General features: G+C 70.2%; 22 protein-coding genes. 9 read left to right on the forward strand and 13 right to left on the reverse strand.

What is annotated here, in order from left to right; all coding sequences use genetic code 11:
• Positions 1 to 92: 92 nt before the first annotated feature.
• Positions 93 to 1,211 carry a phosphatidylinositol-specific phospholipase C1-like protein gene (locus tag M3U25_RS08260; RefSeq protein WP_355498529.1) on the reverse strand — a complete coding sequence of 373 codons (1,119 nt, stop codon included), beginning with the start codon at positions 1,209 to 1,211 and terminating at the stop codon, positions 93 to 95.
• A gap of 229 nt (positions 1,212 to 1,440) precedes the next feature.
• On the reverse strand, positions 1,441 to 3,396 hold the full coding sequence (locus M3U25_RS08265) for an acetyl-CoA hydrolase/transferase C-terminal domain-containing protein (RefSeq protein ID WP_355498526.1): 1,956 nt from the start codon (positions 3,394 to 3,396) through the stop codon (positions 1,441 to 1,443).
• Between the two features lie 274 nt (positions 3,397 to 3,670).
• On the opposite strand from M3U25_RS08265, the gene M3U25_RS08270 reads away from it, so the two are divergent.
• From M3U25_RS08270 to M3U25_RS08280, 3 genes are read left to right on the forward strand one after another with little or no spacing between them, the layout of a single operon-like run.
• Complete coding sequence (locus tag M3U25_RS08270; protein ID WP_010340889.1) at positions 3,671 to 4,039, forward strand: BlaI/MecI/CopY family transcriptional regulator; 369 nt, start codon at positions 3,671 to 3,673, stop codon at positions 4,037 to 4,039.
• Entirely contained in the window at positions 4,029 to 5,477 is a 1,449-nt protein-coding gene (locus M3U25_RS08275; RefSeq protein WP_355498522.1) for a TonB family protein, read from the forward strand. Before M3U25_RS08270 ends, M3U25_RS08275 begins: the two co-directional genes overlap by 11 nt.
• Complete coding sequence (locus tag M3U25_RS08280; protein WP_355498519.1) at positions 5,474 to 6,070, forward strand: hypothetical protein; 597 nt, start codon at positions 5,474 to 5,476, stop codon at positions 6,068 to 6,070. The genes M3U25_RS08275 and M3U25_RS08280 overlap by 4 nt, the downstream gene beginning before the upstream one ends.
• Positions 6,071 to 6,115: 45 nt before the next feature.
• Here M3U25_RS08280 and M3U25_RS08285 read toward each other — a convergent pair whose 3' ends face one another.
• The 7 genes from M3U25_RS08285 to M3U25_RS08315 form a co-directional block, all read right to left on the reverse strand.
• The gene (locus M3U25_RS08285) at positions 6,116 to 6,673 is read right to left on the reverse strand and encodes a flavin reductase family protein (protein ID WP_242160596.1); all 558 of its coding nucleotides are present in this window, start codon (positions 6,671 to 6,673) and stop codon (positions 6,116 to 6,118) included.
• A 60-nt stretch (positions 6,674 to 6,733) separates the two neighbouring features.
• A complete protein-coding gene (locus M3U25_RS08290; RefSeq protein ID WP_355498515.1) occupies positions 6,734 to 7,351 on the reverse strand; it encodes an ATP-binding cassette domain-containing protein in 618 nt (205 codons plus the stop codon).
• Positions 7,352 to 7,379: 28 nt separating this feature from the next.
• A complete protein-coding gene (gene modB / locus M3U25_RS08295; RefSeq protein WP_160947519.1) occupies positions 7,380 to 8,075 on the reverse strand; it encodes a molybdate ABC transporter permease subunit in 696 nt (231 codons plus the stop codon).
• Positions 8,076 to 8,084: 9 nt separating this feature from the next.
• A complete protein-coding gene (gene modA / locus M3U25_RS08300) occupies positions 8,085 to 8,864 on the reverse strand; it encodes a molybdate ABC transporter substrate-binding protein (protein ID WP_355498511.1) in 780 nt (259 codons plus the stop codon).
• Positions 8,865 to 8,973: 109 nt separating this feature from the next.
• Positions 8,974 to 9,804: an MBL fold metallo-hydrolase gene (locus M3U25_RS08305; RefSeq protein ID WP_355498508.1), complete on the reverse strand. Its 831-nt coding sequence runs from the start codon at positions 9,802 to 9,804 to the stop codon at positions 8,974 to 8,976.
• On the reverse strand, positions 9,801 to 10,151 hold the full coding sequence (locus tag M3U25_RS08310; RefSeq protein WP_242160600.1) for a metalloregulator ArsR/SmtB family transcription factor: 351 nt from the start codon (positions 10,149 to 10,151) through the stop codon (positions 9,801 to 9,803). Before M3U25_RS08310 ends, M3U25_RS08305 begins: the two co-directional genes overlap by 4 nt.
• A 4-nt stretch (positions 10,152 to 10,155) precedes the next feature.
• Entirely contained in the window at positions 10,156 to 10,524 is a 369-nt protein-coding gene (locus tag M3U25_RS08315; protein ID WP_242160601.1) for a rhodanese-like domain-containing protein, read from the reverse strand.
• A 158-nt stretch (positions 10,525 to 10,682) separates the two neighbouring features.
• Between M3U25_RS08315 and M3U25_RS08320 the strand changes: the two genes are divergently transcribed.
• From M3U25_RS08320 to trxC, 5 genes are all read left to right on the forward strand, one after another.
• Entirely contained in the window at positions 10,683 to 11,045 is a 363-nt protein-coding gene (locus M3U25_RS08320; protein ID WP_355498503.1) for a hypothetical protein, read from the forward strand.
• Entirely contained in the window at positions 11,042 to 11,857 is an 816-nt protein-coding gene (locus M3U25_RS08325; protein WP_355498500.1) for an efflux RND transporter periplasmic adaptor subunit, read from the forward strand. The genes M3U25_RS08320 and M3U25_RS08325 overlap by 4 nt, the downstream gene beginning before the upstream one ends.
• Before the next feature lies 1 nt (position 11,858).
• Complete coding sequence (locus tag M3U25_RS08330; protein WP_355498497.1) at positions 11,859 to 15,062, forward strand: efflux RND transporter permease subunit; 3,204 nt, start codon at positions 11,859 to 11,861, stop codon at positions 15,060 to 15,062.
• Between the two features lie 79 nt (positions 15,063 to 15,141).
• A complete protein-coding gene (locus M3U25_RS08335) occupies positions 15,142 to 15,621 on the forward strand; it encodes an OsmC family protein (protein WP_019801935.1) in 480 nt (159 codons plus the stop codon).
• Entirely contained in the window at positions 15,618 to 16,061 is a 444-nt protein-coding gene (gene trxC, locus M3U25_RS08340; protein ID WP_355498494.1) for a thioredoxin TrxC, read from the forward strand. The genes M3U25_RS08335 and trxC overlap by 4 nt, the downstream gene beginning before the upstream one ends.
• A 48-nt stretch (positions 16,062 to 16,109) precedes the next feature.
• Here trxC and M3U25_RS08345 read toward each other — a convergent pair whose 3' ends face one another.
• The 3 genes from M3U25_RS08345 to M3U25_RS08355 form a co-directional block, all read right to left on the reverse strand.
• On the reverse strand, positions 16,110 to 16,922 hold the full coding sequence (locus tag M3U25_RS08345; protein ID WP_355498491.1) for a S1/P1 nuclease: 813 nt from the start codon (positions 16,920 to 16,922) through the stop codon (positions 16,110 to 16,112).
• Positions 16,923 to 17,065: 143 nt separating this feature from the next.
• Positions 17,066 to 17,686: an OmpW family outer membrane protein gene (locus tag M3U25_RS08350; RefSeq protein ID WP_242160607.1), complete on the reverse strand. Its 621-nt coding sequence runs from the start codon at positions 17,684 to 17,686 to the stop codon at positions 17,066 to 17,068.
• 212 nt (positions 17,687 to 17,898) lie between these two features.
• Positions 17,899 to 18,528 (reverse strand): OmpW family outer membrane protein, encoded by a 630-nt coding sequence (locus M3U25_RS08355; protein ID WP_355498487.1) that lies wholly within the window; start codon positions 18,526 to 18,528, stop codon positions 17,899 to 17,901.
• 159 nt (positions 18,529 to 18,687) lie between these two features.
• On the opposite strand from M3U25_RS08355, the gene gap reads away from it, so the two are divergent.
• The gene (gene gap, locus M3U25_RS08360) at positions 18,688 to 19,689 is read left to right on the forward strand and encodes a type I glyceraldehyde-3-phosphate dehydrogenase (RefSeq protein ID WP_355498484.1); all 1,002 of its coding nucleotides are present in this window, start codon (positions 18,688 to 18,690) and stop codon (positions 19,687 to 19,689) included.
• Between the two features lie 236 nt (positions 19,690 to 19,925).
• Here gap and M3U25_RS08365 read toward each other — a convergent pair whose 3' ends face one another.
• Positions 19,926 to 20,381, reverse strand: a complete 456-nt coding sequence (locus M3U25_RS08365) for a hypothetical protein (RefSeq protein ID WP_234006595.1) — start codon at positions 20,379 to 20,381, stop codon at positions 19,926 to 19,928.
• Positions 20,382 to 20,568 lie beyond the last annotated feature (187 nt).

Here is a 20,568-nt window from a genome sequence, read left to right on the forward strand (position 1 = left end):
GTCCGGACACGCCGATGCCGGCGCGCGGATCGCCAAGGCCTTCCATTGCGTGTGTGCAGGGCGTGGCCGCGACGCAGCGCGGCCACTGGCGATTAGTGGCGCAGGTCCACGTCGGGGCAGTCGGCTTGCGGGCGTTGCGGATTGCAGCGGGCGACGGTGTCGCCGGGAAAGCGCACTACGTAGCCGGAGGCGGCCGGCTCGTGATCGGGAAAGTCGGTGCTGAGCAGTTGCGCGCCGCTGGCGAGCATGGCGTCGCGCCGCGCGGTGTCGTTGCGCAGGGCTTCCTTGAGGTCGGCATCGGTGCGGGTGCGCACCAGGTAGCCGGCCTTCACCAACGTTGCGATCGCGTCGGCGCTGCCGTCGTTGCGCTCGACGAAGGCGGCATCGTCGGTGCCGGGATCGGCATTGGTGAAACACACGCGGCCGCGCAAGGACGGATGGCCGGCCAGGTAGGCCGGGCCGACGGCACGCTGGTCGAGCAGGAACACCACCTTGCCGCGCGCCGCCGAGAGCGCCGGCCAGCCATGCGCGAGCACGGCGGCGTTGAGCGTGGCCGCGCTGCCACGCACCTGGTCGGGGCTGATGTATTCGTTGGCGGCGAACACCGTGCGCAGTTCGGCGTCCAGTGCATCCAGCGCCTTGCCGTCGAACGGTTCCGGCTGCACCGTGGGGAAGGCCGCCGGCACGGTCGATTGCTTGGTTTCCAGCAGGATGAAGAGTGGCAGATGTCCGGGATGCCGTTGCGACCACGCCCGCACCTCGCGCAGGCAGGCCAGCAGCGGCTGGCAGGTGCTGCGTTGGTCGAGGTCCTGGATGTGCATGACCTTGAAGCCCGGTTGCTGCATCACCCCCGGCGCGGCGATCGGCGGGGCCGGCGGCAGCCCGGCCTTGGCGAGTTGCTCGATCATCGCCGGATGCGCATAGCGTCCGCCCTTGGCGTCGGCGTAGATGTCCAGTTCGATCTGGCGCACGCCGTCGTCCAGTTGCTGCGTCAACGGCGGGTGCCGGTAGTCCAGCACGGCGAACGTCGCCGGGTCCAGGCGTTTCCACAGCGCCGCTTCGCTGGGCGCGAAGCCGGCGTGGTAGCTGTTGTGGCTGCCGAGGTACTGCAGGTCGTTGAGCTTGGGTTCGGCGAGCAGGGCGGACGGCAACAGCACCAGTACCGCCAACAGCACGCGCAGCGCGGTGCGGCGAGAGAACGACGACGGCATCGGGACAGGGCGTTGGGAGTGCATCGCGGCCACGCTTGGTAACGATATCCCGACAGCATCCCGAGCGCAGTTGACGCCCTTCCTGCCGGCATGTTGCCGAATCGTGTCATCGCCGCCGATGTGCGACATTCGTGCGGCACATCGCATTCGCGTGCGACGCGCGGTCACTTATCGCATCGCGCCTGCGATCGGTGCGCCAGCGCGTTGCAGTGTCAGGCGCGGTGGCGTGTCACGGTGGTGTGCGCGTGCGCTGCAGGGCGAACGCCAGCAACGTCGCCTCCAGGCGCTCGCCGACGCTGCGTGGTGCGTCCAGTCCCATGCGCTGCATGCAGGCGGCGTCGCCGGTGGGACGCGCCAGCAAAGCCGTGGCGATCGTCTTCAGCTTGGCGCCCGTACTGGCGGTGTGTCGCTGCAGCCAGGCCAGCGCGCGCAACAGGCGCTGCTCGACCTCGGTAAAATCGCTGCCCAGCGGATAGTCGGGCAGGCTGCCGTCGCGGCGGAACGGCGCCAGTGCGTCGCGCACCCGCGCGGCGTGGTTGCGCTGCCAGTGCGCCGGCGCAATGAAGCCGGCGGCCAGCTTGCCGTTGGTCTTCGCCGTTTCCAGCAGTGCGGGTTGCGCCTGCACGTCGGCGATCCCGGTCATCGCCGCGATGCAATCCTCGTCGGTCAGGCCGCGCAGGTCGGCAATGCCGTACTCGTTGACGTAGAGATCGCGCAGGTGCCGCGGGATGGTGGTGTGGCCGTAGTTCCAGCGCACGTTGGACTGCGCCGCGCCGCCGTCGCTGCGCACGGCGCGGAACATCAGCACGCTGCGCGCGTCGTCCAGCGCGTGCGCCATGGCCACGAAGTTGTACTGGCCGCCGACGCCGGACACCACGCGACCGTCGTCCAGCGCATCGGACACCGCCGCGCCGAGCGCGGTGGCCATCATGCAGGAGTTGAAGAAACGCGCCTCGCGCCGCTGCAGCCGGCGCAGCGCCTCGCCGCCGTAGAGCTGGTTGATCTCGCTGATGCGGTGCATGCCGATCGCCTTGCGCGCCTGCGGATCCATCTCGCGCAACCAGGCGTAGAACTCCGGCGACCCCAGGTAGAACGCGCCTTGCAGGTATTCGCCGTCGCGCTCCAGACGCTGCAGGTCCTGCGCATCGGCGCTGCCGTCGGCCACGCGCTGCAGCAGCGGCGCGTCGTCGAGCACCTTGCGCCGGATCACCCCGCACTGGACCAGTTGCCGGAAGCCTTCGTTGAGCATCTCGCTGCAGCCGAACAGGCCGACCGCAAACGGCTCCAGGCCGCCACATTCGCGCACCGCCGGATGCCGCTCCAGCTCCGGATCCAGCGCCGCCAGCACCTGCCGGTAGCGCGCGTTGTCGGTGTGCCGCAGTACCAGCGCGTGGCACAGCGCATCGGCCAGGGTGCCGATGCCGATCTGCAGGGTGCCGCCGTCGCGCACCAGGGTGCTGGCGTACAGGCCGATGGCGTAATCGGCATCGGCGACCGGCTGCCGCGGCAGCCCGAACAGGCGCGGATACGGCCCGGGCGGGGTCACCACCACGTCGAAGAAGCCCGGTTCCACCGCCGCAGCCCCGCCGATCCACGGCAACTGGGGATCGACTTCGGCCACCAGCAGCGGCCGCGGCAGGCCGCGCCGCTGCACCGCCGCCAGGGTGTCCTGGGTGATGTCGTTGTTGCACGAGAACGACAGCCGGGTGCCGTCGGGTTCGCGTGCCACTTTCTGCACGATCAGGTTCGGCGCGCGCTGCGCCACCGCGTCGGCGGCATGGGTGTAGTTGAGGCTGGTGTAGCTGCGCTGCGCCTGGGTCGAGCGCAGCAGCGCGCCGGATTGCATGTAGAACTCTTCGACCTGGATGTGCGCCGGCAGCGCATCGCGCTGCATCGCCTGCACATAGCGCAGGCGCGGGAAGTCCTCGCCGAAATGGCGCTGCACGAACGGGCGCGCGAACCGGCCCTGCAAGCCGCCGCCGGGCGCCGGCGGATGCAGCGACAGCGCGGTGTAGATCTGCAGCGGCCGCGTTGGATCGTGCTCGATGCGGTCGTACAGCGCGTTGAGCAGGCGGTGCGGTTTGCCCAGGCCCAGCGGCGCGCCCACGCGCAGCGGGCCGGCGATGCGCTGCAGGATCAGGTCGGCAGCAGCGTCGAGGTCGTCGAGATGATCGGTCATCGGCATAGCTTAGAGCGTGTGCGGCCGATTGCAGTGCGTTCGGAGGTGGCGCCGTTGTGTCGGCGCAGGGGCCGGCGGGATGTGTCGAGCACCAGCGACGGCTCGGTGTTGGTCACGGTCGAGCGATCCGTCGTCGCGGAAGCGTCCGGATGCCACGGCAGTCGCGGCGCGGTACCGCCGTTCGGTCCGTGTCGAGGTGGCGATGCAGGAGCCGGGAAAAGCGCTTGACAGCGAGTTCGTCTACGCGTGTAATCGATAAAAATTTACGGGTGTAAACGTAATGTCGATCAGCGATGCGGAAGCGGTGGTCATGGAGGTGCTGTGGGAGCGGCACCCGCTCAGTGCCGAGGAGGTGTTCGCTGCCTTGTCCGGCCATGGCGGCTGGGCCGAACCCACGGTCAAGACCCTGCTCAACCGCTTGCTCAACAAGGGCGCGATCCGCGCCGACAAACAAGGCCGCCGCTATCTGTACACGCCCCTGCTGCAGCGCGCGCAGTGGGTGCAGCAACAGAGCGAAGGCCTGCTCGACCGCCTGTTCGGCGGCCGCATCGCGCCGCTGGTGGCGCACTTCAGCGAACGCGGCAAGCTCAGCGACGCCGATATCGCCGAACTCAAACGACTGATCCAGGAGCTGGACGATGAGCATTGACGGGATCGTGAGGAACCTCGGAAGCACCGCGCTGGTCGTCAGCGTGGCCATCGCGGCGGTGCTGGTGTTGCGCGTGCCGATGCGGCGCGCCTTCGGCGCGAGCATCGCCTATGCCGTGTGGATGGCGGTGCCGTTGGCGCTGCTGGCGGCACTGTTGCCGAGCGGCTGGCGTCCAGCGTTACCGGCGGGGTTGGTGCTGGACATGCCGTCAGTGCTGGTCGGCGCACCACAGGCGCAACTGTCCGCAGGCAGCGGCGGCTTGCCGGCGAGTGGCCACGCCGCGGTCTGGTGGCTGGCGGTGTGGCTCGCGGGCGCCGTGGCCTCGGCGGCCGTGCTGTGGCGGCAGCAGCGCCGCTACCGGCGCAGCCTCGGCCGCTTGCGGGCGGGCGAGGGCGGCGTACTGGTCGCCGAGCATGCGCTGCATGGGCCGCTGGTGCTGGGCGCGTGGCGGCCGCAGGTGGTGGTGCCGATGGACTTCGCCGCGCGCTACCCGCCGCCGCAGGCGCAACTGGTGCTGGCGCACGAACGCCTGCACATCGCCCGCGGCGACACCCGCAGCAATCTGCTGCTCGCGGTGCTGCGCTGCGTGTACTGGTTCAATCCGCTGCTGCACTGGGCCGCCACGCGCTTCCGCCTGGATCAGGAACTGGCCTGCGATGCGGCGGTGCTGGCACGCCATCCGGGTGCGCGCCGGCACTATGCCGAGGCGATGCTGCAGACGCAGCTGGATGCGCTGGCCCTGCCGGTCGGCTGCCACTGGCAGGCGGGCAGCGTGTTGTGTCAGCGCATTGCCCTGCTGCGGCGTCCGGCGGTGCATGGTTGGCGGCGTCATTTGGGGATCGCGGCGGTGACGCTGGCCGCGTTGAGCGGGAGTGCGATGGCACTGGCGTTGCCAATTGGAACAGGTGCCACGGGCGTGGCACGCGATCTGGTCGGGAGTGAGGTGGATGGCACGTCGGCACGACCGGCGCAGCAGGTGTCGGTGGGCGCCGCGCGGACCGGAGCGCGGCCTGCCAAGGTGATCGACATGCCGCCCCCGAAATACCCGGATGAAGCGGTGCGTGCGGGCGTCTCCGGCAAGCTGGTCCTGTTGGTCGACGTGGATGTGCACGGGACGCCGAGCGGCGTGCGCGTGCTGGACCATGGCAGCGGGAGCGCTGCGCTGGATGCCGCCGCGGTCACCGCCGCCTGGAAGTGGCGCTTCTCGCCCGCGATTGCGCACGGACGCGCTGTGGCCAGCCGCTTGAAGATTCCGGTCGCGTTCGATGTGGAAATGTACCCCGAGGATGCGCCGGCTGGCGTCGCCGATGCCGCGAACTACCGCTGGTTTCGCCTGGGCGAGGAGGCCGGCGATACCTCGGCGAGCCTGTGCGACAAGGTGCTCTCCGGCAAGGGCGGCGCCGCGCCGCTGTGCGGCATGGCGCGGACCGTGCAATGAGTCCGCACTGGCGGGCGGGCATGCTGCTGGCGCTGGTCCTTTCCGGCTGCGCCAGCCACGTGCCGAAAGAGGCGCCACAACCGACCAAGCGCATCGACTCGGTGGATCAGCGCATGCTGGAAACCGGGTTCGGCGCGGCGCCGGGGGCGGCGGCGGTGCAGTCGTATCGGATGCAGCCGCAGGAAGTGTTCCGCATGCCGCAACCGCTGCAGGCGCCGACGCCGCAGTTGCCGGCCGAGTCGCCACGCCGCACGCTCGCCCCGACCACGGTCTGCGTGCGGGTGATCCTCTCCGCGCAAGGCACGGTGGAGCGCAGCGCCCTGTTGAACGATCGCCCGGACTGCAGCGCGGGTGCGCAGCCGGAGATGGCCGATCTGCTGCAGGCAGTGCAGGCCGCGGTCGTGCAGTGGCGCTTCGTACCGGCGGCGATCTGCACCTACGCCGATCCGGCGCAGCGGCCGGCCCATGAAGGGCGTTGCGACGATGCACAGTCGGTGCAGGAGGTGCCGGTGACGCTGGCCTATGCGTTCACTTTCGAGGTCCGGCAGGGCAAGGCCAGCGTGCAGTCGGGGCGCGTGAGCGGCGCACGCTGAGCGTGGCGACCGGCGCATCCGGCATCCGTCGCCCTCCGTCTCGGCCTACAGCATCTCCGGCTTGAACAGGCGCCGCCGCGAGATCTCCGGGCCGGACAGCATGAAGCGGCCGTCGCCCCGGTAGTGCAGGGTGCGCGGCCGCTTGGGCGAGGCGGCGACGTGCGCCTTGACCACCTCCCACACGAACAGGCCGTGCTTGCCGATCTGGCTGCCGTCGTGCAGGCGGCACTCGAAGCTGGCGTAGCACTCGGCGATCAGCGGCGCCGCCACGTGCGTGGCGGGCACCGCGGTGAGGCCGAAGTGCGCGAACTTGTCCAGGTCAGCACCGCTGGTATTGCCGATGCCGACCACGGTGTCGACCAGGTCGGCGGTGGGCAGGTTGATCACGCATTGCTTGCTGCGCCGGATCAGCGCGAAGCTGTGGTTGGCGCTGGAGATGCAGCAAGCCAGCAGCGATGGCGAGAACTCCAGCACCATGTGCCAGCCCAGGGTCATGACGTCGCGCTGCTGCTTCCAGGCCGAACTGACCAGCACCACCGGGCCCGGCTCGAGGAAGCGGCGGACGTCCTGCGTGGGGAAGTCGAGCTTGCGGTAGCGGCGCATGCGGCGGACCGGGAACGTGGGACCCCAGTCTCGCCAGCGGCGGTGAACGCGGTGTCGGCGTCAATCCAGCCGATGCACCGCGTCGGCGATGCGCGCCACTTCCTCGGCCTGGTGGCTGACGTAGAGCATGGGCAGGCGCACTTCGTCGCGTACCCGCTGCAGGTAGGGGATCAGGTCGCTGCGGCGGTCCGCGTCCAGCGCCGACAGCGGTTCGTCGAACAGCAGCAGCGCGGGCTGCGACAACAGCGCCCGGCCGATCGCCACGCGCTGCGCTTCGCCGCCGGAGAGCGTGTCGGGGTGCCGACCCAGCAGGGCGCCGATGCCCAGCAGCTCGACCACCGCGTCCAATGCGAAGCGCGCCGGCTGGCCGCGGCCATGGCGGCCGTAGCCGAGGTTGCGGCGCACGTCCATGTGCGGGAACAGCCGCGCATCCTGGAACACGTAGCCGATACCGCGGCGGTGCGCCGGCAGGTCGATGCCGGTGGCGCTGTCGTACAGCACCCGACCATCGATGGCGATGCGCCCACTGCGCGGCGGCAGCACGCCGGCGATGGCGTTGAGCAGGCTGGTCTTGCCGGCGCCGGACGGACCGACCAGGGCGACCACGCGCGCCTGTTCCTCGATCCGTACGTGGCGGGCGAAACGCCCGCGCTGCAGGTGCAGGTCGATGCTCAGCATCGGCGCCGGCTCCGGGCGCACGTGCGGCTCATGCGTCCGCCTCCGCGCCGCGCTGGCGCCGCACCAGCCACTCGGAGGCCAGCAGGGCGCCCAGTGAGATCGCCAGCGCCACCGCCGCCAACCGCCAGATGCCGGCCTCGGCCCCGGGCACCTGCAGCAGGCTGTAGATCGCCGAAGCCAGGGTCTGCGTCTGTCCCGGGATGTTGGAGACGAAGGTGATGGTGGCGCCGAACTCGCCCAGCGCCTTGGCGAAGCCGAGCACGCCGCCAGCCACCACGCCCGGCCATGCCAGCGGCAGGGTGATGGTGAAGAACACCCGCCACGGGCCGGCGCCGAGGGTGGCGGCGGCCGCTTCCAGACGCCGGTCGGTGGCTTCCAGGGCCAGGCGGATCGCCCGCACCATCAGCGGGAAGCCCATCACCGCGCTGGCCAGCGCCGCGCCGGTCCAACGGAACGCGAACTGCACGCCGAGGTGCTCGAACAGCCATCCGCCGATCGGGCCCTGCAGACCGAACAGTTGCAACAGCGCGTAGCCGGTGACGATCGGCGGCATCACCAGCGGCAGGTGCAGCAACGCGTCCAGCAAGGCCTTGCCGAAAAAGCGGCGGCGCGCGAGCAGCCAGCCGCAGGCCACCGCAAAGGGCAGGCTGGCCAGCGCCGCGACCAGCGCCACCTTAACGCTCAGCACGATCGCGGTCAGTTCCTGCGCGGTGAAGTCGAACAATGCCAGGCCTCAGCGGGCGAGCGAGAAACCGTGGCGACGGAAGATCGCCTGTGCCGGTGGCGTGCCCAGCCAGCGCACGAAATCGGCGGCGCTCTTCGCCTGTGCGCTCGCGCGCAGCGGCGCCACCGGATACACGATCGGCGCGTGGCTGTCGGCGGGGAAGGTCGCCACCACCCGCACCTTCGGCTCGGCTTGGGCGTCGGAGCCGTAGACGATGCCCAGCGGCGCCTCGCCGCGCGCCACCAGCATCAGCGCGCTGCGCACGCTCTCGCTTTCGGCCAGGCGCGGCTGCACGCTGGCCCACTGGCCGAGCGCCTGCAGTGCGGCGCGCGCGTATTTGCCGGCCGGCACGCTGGCGGTCTGGCCGACCGCCAGGCGTCCCTGTGCGCCGAGTGCGGCGAGCAGTGCGCCGGGCTTGCGCAGATCGACCTGGGCGGTGCTGGCGGCTGGCGCCACCAGCACCAGGGTGTTGCCGAGCAGGTCATGGCGCTGCGCCGGGTCGATCAGCTTGCGCTGCTGCAGGTAGTCCATCCATTCCTGGTCGGCGGACACGAACACGTCCGCCGGCGCGCCCTGTTCCACCTGCCGCGCCAGCGTCGAGCTGGCGGCGTAGGACACCTGCACGGGCGTGCCGCGGGCGCGCTGGTAGGCGCTGGCGGCCTCGTCCAGCGATTCCTTGAGGCTGGCGGCGGCGAACACGGTCAGCGGCGTCTGCGCCGAAACCGGCGCGATCGCGCTGGCGACGAGCAGCGTGCACAGGCACAACAGGCGGCGCAACGGTCGGGTCATGGGTCACTCCAGCGGGGGGCGGGGCAGGCGATGCGGCGGCGCGCGCGACCGCAGTCGCGCAGCGCTGGCGCAGACCCGCATCCTAGCGCGCCCGCGGCGCGCTGCCTGCTCACGCCGCCGGCGGCACCAGATCGTCGGTGCGCCCGGCCTGGATGTTGGCGCGCACCGACGGCTGCATCAGCCGCGGCTCGGCCAGCGTCGCATCGCGTGCCTGGCGCAAGGCCACGAAGGCCGCTTCGTCGATGCCGTCGCGCACGTGGATGTTGGCGCGGCGCTGTTCGCCGATGCTGGTCTGGCAGGCGACCGCGCGGCCGCCTGCGCCGTAGTCGTGGCACACGAACACGCGGGTGGCGTCCGGCAGCGCGTACAGCCGCTGGATCGAGCGGTACAGCGTGGCCGCATCGCCGCCGGGGAAATCGCAGCGCGCGGTGCCGCTGTCGGGCATGAACAGCGAATCGCCCGGGAACAGGGCATCGCCGATCAGGTAGGCGACGCTGTCGCCGGTGTGGCCGGGCACGGCGATCACCTGCGCCTGCAACCCTCCGATCGTGAAACGCTCGCCATCGGCGAACAGGTGGTCGAAGCCGCAGCGCGCCTGCGCATCCGCGTCCAGGCCGAACTGTGGCGCGAAGCGGGCGCGGACCTGGCGGATGCCGTCGCCGATCGCCAGCGTCGCCTGTGGCCAGCGCTGCTTGAACCATTGCGCGGCGGAGACATGGTCGGCGTGGGCGTGGGTCTCCAGGATCCAGCGCAGGTGCAGCCCGCGTTCGTCCAGGCACGCGGCCAACGCCTGCGCCGGCGCCGCGTCCAGCGCGCCGGTCTGCGGATCGAAGCCCACCACCGGATCGATCACCGCGGCGTCGTGGCCGTCCTCCACCACATAGCTCCAGGTGCCGGAACCGGCGTGGTGGAAGGCGTGGACGTGCGGATGCTGGTTCATCGATCGCTCCTGCTGGCGGCGGGCGGCGCGGCGCTGCAGTAGATGCCGTGCAGCACCTCGAGGATGCGCTGCACCGGGCCGGGCACCAGCGAATAATAGATGGTCTGGCCGTCGCGGCGGGTCTGCACCAGCCCATCCTCGCGCAGCAGCGCCAGATGTTGCGACAGCGCCGACTGGCTCAGCTCCACGCGTGCGTTGAGTTCGCCGACCGATTGCTCGTGGTCCACCAGCAGGCACAGCAGCAACAGGCGCTTCTCGTTGCCGAGCGCCTTCAGCAGGCGTGCGGCCTCGCTGGCGTGCGCACGCATTGCGGCAGGATCCAGGGCGGGCGCGGCGCGGCGCGTCATCGGCTCAGAAATCGACCGGGCCACCGGCTGCGGTCCAGCCCAGGAAGCCGCCGGTCAGCGAGCGCACCGCGGTGTAGCCCAGGTGCTGCAGGCTCAGCGCCGCCAGCGTGGAGCGGCCGCCGCTGGCGCAGTACAGCAGGATCGGCTGATCGCGCCGGGCCAGCGCCGGATCGGCGTCGAGGCGGAATTCGAGGATGCCGCGCGGGATGTTGATGGCGTTGGGCAGGTGGCCCATGGCGAACTCGCCGGGTTCGCGCACGTCGATGATCCATTCGCCGGGTAATGGTGTGGCAGCGAAATCGGGGTGGATGGGGGTTTCGTGGATCTGCGCGCGTGCGCGATCGACCAGGGCTTGGGCGGAGGAGGCGGGCATTGGGGGTGCTCGGCGGGAAAGTGTGCCCATCATATCAGTTGACTCTAATATAAGAAAATTCTAATTTATCTCGCGGCCAGCCTCGTGGTCGCGACCGCTGCCGCCGCGTGGCTTGCCCGCCGCGGGCGCAACCGTGCCGTTCCTTGTGGAGTTCGATCATGCATGTGCGTCGTTGGCCAATCTGGAGCGCCGGGAGCGCCGAGCGGCTGCGCCGGCCGGGTGCGGCCGCGGCCACGCCATCAGGCGCGAACGGCCGTGTCACCGTGGCTGGCGTGCTCGTGTCGCTGGCCATGCTGGCGCTCGCCGGCTGCCGCCATGACGCCGCCGCGGTTGCGCCGCCGCCGTTGCCGGCGCTGGCGACGGCTCCGGTGGCGTCTGCGGCGCTGGCCTCCCGCTCCTGGGACGGCGTGGTCGCCGCGGTGGAACATGCCGATCTGAGCGCGCAAACCGACGGCCGCGTCCGCCGTGTGGCGGTGGACGTGGGCGACCGCGTCGTCGCCGGCCAGGTGCTGCTGCAATGAGCGCAGTGGAACAGCGGGCCGGGGTCGACAGCGCCCGGGCACAGTTGCGCGCTGCCATGGCCGGCGCCGGCGAGGCCGAGGCCAGCTACCGCCGCTATGCCGCCCTGGCCGACGCGCAGTACGTGTCGCGCGCGCAACTGGATCAGGCGCGCGCCACCCGCGATGCGGCACGCGCGGCGCGCGCCGCGGCGGAGGCGCAACTGGCGCAGGCGCAACAGCCGGCCGCGTACACGGTGGTGCGTGCGCCGTTTGCCGGGGTGATCAGCGCCCGCCAGGTGCAGCCGGGCGAGGCGGTGGCGGCTGGACAGGCGTTGCTGTCGCTGTACGTGCCCGGTTCGCAGCGTATCGAGGTGCAGGTGCCGCAGTCCGACGCCGCTGGCGTCCGCGCCGCGCCGCGCGCGCGGGTGCTGTTGGACGATGGCCGTACCCTGCAGGTTCCCCAGGTCACGGTGTTTCCCACGGCCGATCCGCGCAGCCACAGCGTGACGGTGCGGGTGCCGCTGCCGGCGCTGCAGCCGGCCCCGGCGCCGGGCACCACGGCCAAGGTCGACTTTCCGCTGGCGGCCGGCGATGCCGCGGAGGCGACACCGTTGAGCATCCCGCGTTCGGCGTTGCTGCAGCGGGGCGAACTCAGCGCCGCCTATGTCCTGGCCGATGGGCGCTTGGTGCTGCGTCAGCTGCGGATCGGGCGGCGCGATGCGCAGCGGGTGGAAGTGCTGGCCGGGCTGCGCGCAGGCGAACGCGTGGCGCGCGACCCGGTCGCCGCCGGACAGGCCCTGGTCGCGCAGCGGCGCGCGCTGGCGGAGCACTGAGATGGGACTGTCCGGCCGCCTGGCGGCTTTCTTTCAGGCCAACCCGCTGACGCCGTTGCTGGCCCTGCTCGGTCTGCTGCTCGGCCTGGCGGCGGTGGCGGTCACCCCCCGCGAGGAAGAGCCGCAGATCGATGTGACCATGGCCAATGTGTTCGTCGCCTTGCCCGGTGCCGATGCGCGCGAGGTCGAGCAATTGCTGAGCACGCCACTGGAACAGAAGCTCGACGAGATCGAAGGCATCAAGCACGTGTACTCGGTGAGCCGCCCGGGTCAGGCGGTGCTGACCGTCGAATTCCAGGTCGGGGTGCCGCGGCAGGTCGCACTGGTGCGCCTGTACAACCAGGTGTATTCCAATCTGGACGTGCTGCCGACGCAGATGGGTGCCAGCGCGCCGCTGGTCAAGCCCAAGGGCATCGACGACGTGCCGGTGATGAGCGTGACCCTGTGGAGCGACGATCCGCAGCGCAGCGCCGCCGATCTGGGCGCGATCGCGCGCACGCTGGAAACCGAACTCAAGCGCATTCCCGGCACGCGCGACATCTACAGCATCGGTGCGCCGCCACGGGTGCTGACGGTGACTTTGGATCCGGCGCGGCTGGCCGCCTACGACCTCACCGTGGCCGACCTCGGCCAGGCGCTGCAGGGCGCGAACGTGGTACGCCCGCTCGGCGACCGGATCGGCGACGGCCGCGCGGTGCCGCTCAGTGCCGGCCGGTTCCTGGCCGACGCCGACACCGTGCGCGAACTGGTGATCGGCATGCACGACGGCCAGCCACTGCGGTTGCGCGACGTGGCCCAGGTGCAGGCCGGCGCCGACCTGCCCACGGCCTACGTGTGGTACGGCACGCCACCCACGCGCGGCGGCCCGGCGCAGGGGCGTGCGCCGGCGGTGACCCTGGCCATTGCCAAGAAGCCGGGCAGCGACGCCGCGGCGCTCACCCGCGCGGTGGGCGCGCGCCTGCAGGCACTGCGTGGGGAGTTGCTGCCACAGGGCGTGCATGCGGAGATCACCCGCGACTACGGCGCCAGCGCGGCGGCCAAGGCCGACAAGCTGATCCACAAGCTGGTGTTCGCCACTGCCTCGGTGGTGCTGCTGGTGCTGTTCGCGCTGGGTTGGCGCGAGGCCATGGTGGTCGGCAGCGCGGTGGTGCTGACCCTGGCGCTCACCCTGTTCGCCTCGTGGGCGATGGGGTTCACCCTCAACCGCGTGTCGCTGTTCGCGCTGATCTTCTCGATCGGCATCCTGGTCGACGACGCCATCGTGTTGGTGGAGAACATCCACCGCCATCTGCGCGCCGGCGGCAAGACCTTGCGCGAGGCGATTCCGGCGGCGGTGGACGAGGTCGGTGGCCCGACCATCCTCGCCACCTTCACCGTGATCGCGGCGCTGATGCCGATGGCCTTCGTCAGCGGCCTGATGGGACCGTACATGCGACCGATCCCGATCAATGCCTCGGTCGGCATGCTGCTGTCGCTGGCGATCGCACTGGTGGTGACGCCCTGGCTGGCGCTGACGCTGTTGAAGCGGCATGTGCCGGCGCAGCCTGCGCAGGCACATGCCGGTGGCGATGCGCCGCCGCGCCTGCAGCGGCTGTTCGCGCGATTGCTGCGCCCGTTCCTGGATCCGGTCCGCGGCGCACGCCGCCGTGGTTGGCTGTTCGCCGGCATCGCGGCGCTGCTGCTGGCCGCGGTCGGCCTGGTCGGGCTGCAATGGGTGGTGCTGAAGATGCTGCCGTTCGACGACAAGTCCGAACTGCAGATCGTGGTCGACCTGCCCGAAGGCAGCACCCTGCAGGACACCGACGCGCTGTTGGTGGAACTGGCCGGGGTGCTCGACCGCACGCCCGAGGTGCACGACTACCAGGGCTATGCCGGCACCTCGGCGCCGGTCAACTTCAATGGCCTGGTGCGGCAGTACTTCCTGCGCAGCGGCAACAACGTCGGCGACCTGCAGGTGAACCTGGTCGACAAACACCAGCGCACGCGTCATAGCCATGCCATCGCCCGCGCGCTGCGCCCTCCGCTGGCGGCGATCGCGCGCCGGTATGGCGCCTCGCTGAAGGTTGTGGAAGTGCCGCCGGGGCCGCCGGTGCTGGCGCCCTTGGTGGCCGAGGTCTATGGGCCGGACTATGCGCGCAGCCAGCACCTGGCGTTGCTGCTGGAGCAGCGCTTCCTGCGTACACCGAACGTGGTCGATGTCGACACCAGCGTGGAGAGTGCCGCCACCCGCGAAACGCTGGTGGTCGACCGGGTGCGCGCCGCCCGCCTGGGCGTGAGCCAGGCGGCCATTGCGGATGCCCTGACCACGGCGGTGCAGGGGCTGGACGTCACCTGGCTGCACGATGGCACGTCCAAGGTGGCACAGCCGGTGCGGTTGCGCCTGCCGGCCGCCGCGCAGGCCGCCAGCGCACGCGTGCTGGCGCTGCATGTGCGCGGCGGCGATGGCCAACTGGTCCCGCTGTCGGCGCTGGTGACCGTGCAGCGCCTGCCCTGGGACGACAGCATCGCGCACAAGGACCTGCGGCCGGTGGTGTACGTGACCGGCGACGAAGCCGGGCGCCTGGACAGCCCGCTGTACGGCATGTTCGACTTGGTCGGGCAGCTGCGCCGGCACGCGCTCGATGGCCAGGCGCTGCAGCAGCACTTCATCGCGCCGCCGGCCGATACCGGCGACTTCGCAGTGAAATGGGACGGCGAATGGCAGATCACCTACGAGACCTTCCGCGACATGGGCATCGCCTACGCGGTGGGCCTGTTGCTGATCTACCTGCTGGTGGTGGCGCAGTTCCGCAGCTATCTGCTGCCGCTGGTGATCATGGCACCGATTCCGCTGACCGTGATCGGGGTGATGCCGGGCCATGCCTTGCTCGGCGCGCAGTTCACCGCCACCAGCATGATCGGCATGATCGCCCTGGCCGGCATCATCGTGCGCAATTCGATCCTGCTGGTGGACTTCGTCCGCCATGCGCTGGCGCAGGGGCGCAGTGCCGAGCAGGCGGTGATCGAGGCCTGCGCGGTGCGCGCGCCGCCGATCGCGCTGACCGGCCTGGCCGCGATGCTGGGCGCGCTGTTCATCCTCGACGATCCGATCTTCAACGGTCTGGCGGTGGCGCTGCTGTTCGGCATCCTGGTCAGCACCGCACTGACCCTGCTGGTCATCCCGTTGCTGTACTACCCACTGGCGCGACGCGACGCATCGGCATGAGCGCGACAGAACGTCCACATGCCGTTGCCGGCGCCGGCGTAGAGTCGCAGATCCCTTCTTCGCACCTGGAGCCTCCGCCATGCCCATCGGCGATCCGATCCGCGTCACCCTGGAGCAGGACACGGACTTCGCGTTCCGCATCCGCTTCGACGAAACCGCGCTGGAGCCGTGGCTGAGCGATGAAACCGCGCCGCTGGGCCAGGAGCGCGGTCCGAACCCGACGCGCATCCTACTCGCCGGCATCGCCAACTGCCTGGCCGCCAGCCTGTTGTTCGCGATGCGCAAGTACAAGAACGATCCGGCCGGCGTGGTCGCGCACATCACGGCCACGCCGATGCGTAATCCGGAAGGATTCTGGCGCATCCCGCAGGCGTCGGTGGAACTGCAGTTGCCCGGCGCCAACCAGGACTACGCGCAACTGGAGCGGATCCTGGCCCAGTTCGAGCAGTTCTGCGTGGTCACCCAGAGCGTGCGCCAGGGTATCGACGTGCAGGTCACGGTCAAGGATGCGCAGGGCACGGTGCTGCTCGGCGACAAGAGCATCGAGGCCGGGGCATGAGCGAGCCGCTGCATGTCGCCTGCCCGCATTGCGCCGCGCTCAACCGCGTGCCGGAGGCGAAGCTGGCGGATGCGCCGCAGTGCGGGCGCTGCCATCGTGCCTTGTTCGAGGCCACGCCGGTGACGCTGACCGCCGACAGCTTCGCCGTGCATGCCGAACGCAGCGATGTGCCACTGCTGGTGGACGTGTGGGCGCCGTGGTGCGGTCCGTGCCGGACCATGGCGCCGCACTTCGCGGCCGCCGCCGCGCAGCTGGAGCCGCGGCTGCGACTGGGCAAGCTGGACAGCGACGCGCAGCCGGCGCTGGCCGGGCGCTTCGGCATTCGCAGCATTCCGACCCTGCTCCTGCTGCGCCAGGGCCGCGAACTCGCCCGGCACAGCGGCGCCATCGGCACGGCCGAGATCGTGCGCTGGGCGCGGGCGCAGTTGGGTGTGGCGTAAGTGCTCTTGCAGGAGCGGCTGAAGCCGCTCCTGCACGGTGGACCGCGCTTACTTGCCCAGCGCTGCGTTCAAGGTTGCTGCGAGGTCGGCGCCGGCCTGGCGCAACTGCGCTTCGGCCACCGGCCGCCAGGTCGTCACGTAATCGGCCGGCAGCTTCGCGCCAGGCGGATAGAAGCCAGGGCGCATCATGATCCTGCAGGAGGCTTCGGCCCAGGCGGCCGCCGGCGGCGGCAGCGCGCTGCCGGCCGGCGATGGCGCCGGCAACGGCTGCTTTTCCAGCTCGGCCAGGTAGGCCTGCTCGTCCAGCCCGCGGCTGCGCAGCAGGCCGCTGTCCCACAGCGAATGCAGGTTGGTGCCCTTGCCCTCGAACTGGATCTGCACGGTGTTGGCGCCCTTGTCGCGGGCGTAGCCGGCATGCAGCGGCTGCTGCACGTCGCCGGCGAAATGCACGACGAACTTCAGCGCCTGCGCGCGCGCAGCCTGCGGCTGGCTGCGGTCGGCAAGGATGGCGGCCTGGCGGCGCAGCGCCTCGACCGCGCAGTTGCCGTCCGGGCAGTCGCGGGTCTGCTCGTAGTGGCAATCGTTTTCGGCCAGATTGACGTAGTGCCAGCGCGCGCTGCGCTTGCCCAGGTCGGGATCGTGTTCGCGGAGCTGGTCGGCCCAGTTGGCGACGCCGGCCAGGGTCGGGTCGGGTTCGCCCTGCAGCAGGGTCTGGACCTGCGCGCGGGCTTGCGGGGTGAGCTGGGTGGCGGCGAGATCGGCGACCAGGCGGTGGCCCAGCGGGCCCCAGGCGAAGGCGGCGGACGGTGCGGCGGCAAGGGTCGCGGCGAGCGCGGTGCAAACGAGGGAAGAGGTTTTCATGCGCGGATTCTAGCCCGCGAGGGCGACGCGACCATGACGCGCGGCGGCCGCGTTGCGCTGCCGCTCAGCGTGATGGGCCGTGCCGCATTGCCGTTGACCGAACGCGCCAGGCCATGCCGGTGGACGCGGCCTGGCGCGCTGGCTCAGAAGTACATCAGGTAGGCGACGCCGTAGGTGACCGGATCGAGCTTGGCCTTGCCGAGCTTGGTGCCCTCCACCTCCACGTCGCTGCGCATGCCGGTCCAGCGCGCGTCTACGCGGATCGCGCTGCGTTCGCCGACGGCGAAGTCCACGCCGGCATGCAGTGCCGGGCCGACGCTGTCCTTGAACTTGACGTCGTTGGACGAGAACGCGCCTTTGCCGTCGCTGCCGAGGAAGGCGGTGTAGTTGAGGCCGGCGCCGACGAACGGGGAGATGTCGCCGTTGCCGTTGAAGTGGTACTGCAGCGAGATGGTGGGCGACAGCATCCAGGCGCTGCCGATGTCGCCGCCGCGGTCCACGCCGATCTTCTGCTGGCCGACCAGGCCCTGGATCTCCACGCCGAGGTTGCCGCGGAAGAAGTATTCGTAGGTGAACGACACGGCCGGTGCGGTATCGGCGTCGAAGCGCTGGTCGCTGCCGCGCAGCGTGCCGTTGGAGCCGCCCGGCACCATGCCGTGCAGGCCGTAGCTGGTGGTGAAGTGGCCGGCCGATTGCGCTGCGGCGGGCAGGGCGATGCTGGCGAGGGCGGCGACGGCAAGGCGACGGAACAGGCGTGGCGGCATGGAAGACCCCGGTGGACGACGAGTGGCGGATGCGAACCCATGTTGGCCCGGTGGGCGCCGATCCACATCCGTGTGGCGCGTAGTCTGCCAGAGAAGCGGCGCCGACGCGCTGCGATCGGCAGCGTCGATGCGGCGCGTCCGTGCCCAGGATGGCGCCGCTGCGGCGAACGGCGCCCGTCCTGCCGCCGCCGCATGTCGCGGCGGCGCACGCTTCAGAACTTCATCACGTAGGCCAGGCCGTACGCCAGCGGATCGATGTGCGCGGTGCCCAGGTCGCTGCCGTTGACCTTGACCTTGCTGTCGATGTCGATCCAGCGCAGGTCCACGCGCAGCGCCGATTTCTCCGTGAGCGCGATGTCCACGCCGGCGTGCGCGGCCAGGCCCCAGGAGTCGTCCAGCTTCAGCTTGCTGCCGGCCAGCGCGCCGGTGGTCTTCTCGCTGAAGAAGGTGGTGTAGTTGAGGCCGGCGCCGACGAACGGCGAGACCTTGCCGGCGCTGTTGAAGTGGTACTGCAGCGACACCACCGGCGGCAGGTGCTTGGTGCTGCCGACCTTGCCCACGCCCTTGACGCTGATGTCGTGCTCGAACGGCAGCGCGGCCAGCACTTCCACGCCCAGGTTCTGGTGCACGAAGTACTCGAAGGTCACCGTCGGGCGGATGTTGCTGTCGATGCGCAGCGGCAGGGTGCCGCCGGCCAGCGTGCCGTTGTCGGACTTCGGGTTGACCTGGTGGGCGCCGATGCCGAGGGTCCAGTCGCCTTGCGACTGCGCCAGCGCCGGCAGGGCGCACAGGGTCAGGGCGGCGGCCAGGCCGGTGAGCAGGAGGGGGGAGGTGGTGCGCATGGTGGAGTCTCGGTTGGGTGTGGGCGCAGTGTCCGGCGCGCGGCCCCGTGCCGCCTTGATCCTGATCAAACCGGTGTGTCCGGCGTGGCGCGGCCGGCCTGCTAGAATGCGGTTCCCCTTCCATCCGCCGCGCCAGGCGCGGCCGCAGGAGCTACTGAAATGGCAATCAAGGTCGGCATCAACGGTTTCGGTCGCATCGGGCGCAACGTGTTGCGCTCGGCGGTGCAGAATTTCGGCAGCGACATCGAGATCGTCGCCATCAACGACCTGCTGGAGCCGGATTATCTGGCCTACCTGCTGCAGTACGACTCCGTGCACGGCCGCTTCGAGGGCGAGGTGGCGGTCGACGGCGGCCACCTGCTGGTCAACGGCAAGAAGATCCGCCTGACCCAGGAGCGCGATCCGGCGGCGCTGAAGTGGGGCGAGGTCGGTGTGGACGTGGTGATCGAGTCCACCGGCCTGTTCCTGACCAAGGACACCGCGCAGAAGCATCTGGACGCCGGCGCCAAGAAGGTGATCCTGTCGGCGCCGTCGAAGGACGACACGCCGATGTTCGTCTACGGCGTCAACGACAGCACCTATGCCGGCCAGGCCATCGTCTCCAACGCCAGCTGCACCACCAACTGCCTGGCGCCGCTGGCCAAGGTGATCAACGACAAGTGGGGTATCAAGCGCGGCCTGATGACCACCGTGCACGCGGCCACCGCCACCCAGAAGACCGTGGACGGCCCGAGCAACAAGGACTGGCGCGGCGGCCGCGGCATCCTGGAGAACATCATTCCGTCCAGCACCGGCGCGGCCAAGGCGGTTGGCGTGGTGATTCCGGAGTTGAACAAGAAGCTCACCGGCATGAGCTTCCGCGTGCCGACCTCGGACGTGTCGGTGGTCGACCTGACCGTGGAACTGGAAAAGCCGGCCACCTACGCCGAGATCTGCGCCGAAGTGAAGGCGCAGAGCGAAGGCGCGCTGAAGGGCATCCTCGGCTACACCGAGGACAAGGTGGTGGCCACCGATTTCCGCGGCGATGCACGTACCTCGATCTTCGATGCCGATGCCGGCATCGCCCTGGACGGCACCTTCGTCAAGCTGGTGTCCTGGTACGACAACGAGTGGGGCTATTCCAACAAGTGTCTGGAGATGGTCAAGGTGGTGGCGAAGTAAGCCGCCGCGCGTCGTCCGCCGTGGCGGGCGACGCGGCCTTGTGCGGCAGCGACCGCTGCAGCCGCCGCCGTTGGCACGCTGCACACGCCATCGCGAACGCATGCAAACAAAAAGGAGCGCCTCGGCGCTCCTTTTTGTTGTGCAGCTGTGCTGCGAGGGACTTGCCCGCCGCGACGGCGGCGCGAATGCTGCGGGATGGAAGTGGCACGATCCGCGCCGCCGCCATCCGCTCGCCGTTACAGCGCGTCCTTGGAGACGTTGCTTTCGCTCTGCTGGTAATCGGTGACCACGCCCTTGGCGTCGAATTCCACTTCCAGGTCGTAGGACTTGACGTTGCGCGCGCCGACACCATGCTCCTGCGCCTCGTTGATCGCCGGGCCGGTGTAGTAACCGGGCAGCATCCGCTTCAGCAGGCCGGTGGCGGTTTTGCGCGCCTTTTCGCCGTGGGATTCGCTGGGGCGATAGCTCCACGACTTCTCGTAGCCGCCTTCCTTTCCGGACGTCCTGGAGACGTAGGTGGGCTCGCCATAGATCGCGCGCACCTGCTCCTTGGTGGTCTTGCCGATCACGATGTTCTTCTTCACCGCATCGGGGGTGTAGAGCTCCGGATTGTCGACCTTTTCGGCCAGGGCGGGAGCAGCGAAGGACGCGGCCAGCATGGCCGAGATCAGCAGGGTGCGAAAGGGTTTCATGGTCATGTCCGTTTACCTGGGGAGTGGCGTCTGCAATCCAGAGGGCACCGGTCGCGTCGAGGATGCGTCGGTACGGCTTCAGCGCGGCGCACCGAGCTTAGGCATGGCGAAATGACGCCGTCAATACAGCGGGTAGGGGCATTCAGGCAGCGCCCGTGCCCTGCCTGCAATGCCGCTGGCCGGTTAC

The organism is Xanthomonas sp. PPL134 (assembly GCF_040595915.1).
Lineage (GTDB): Bacteria > Pseudomonadota > Gammaproteobacteria > Xanthomonadales > Xanthomonadaceae > Xanthomonas_A > Xanthomonas_A indica.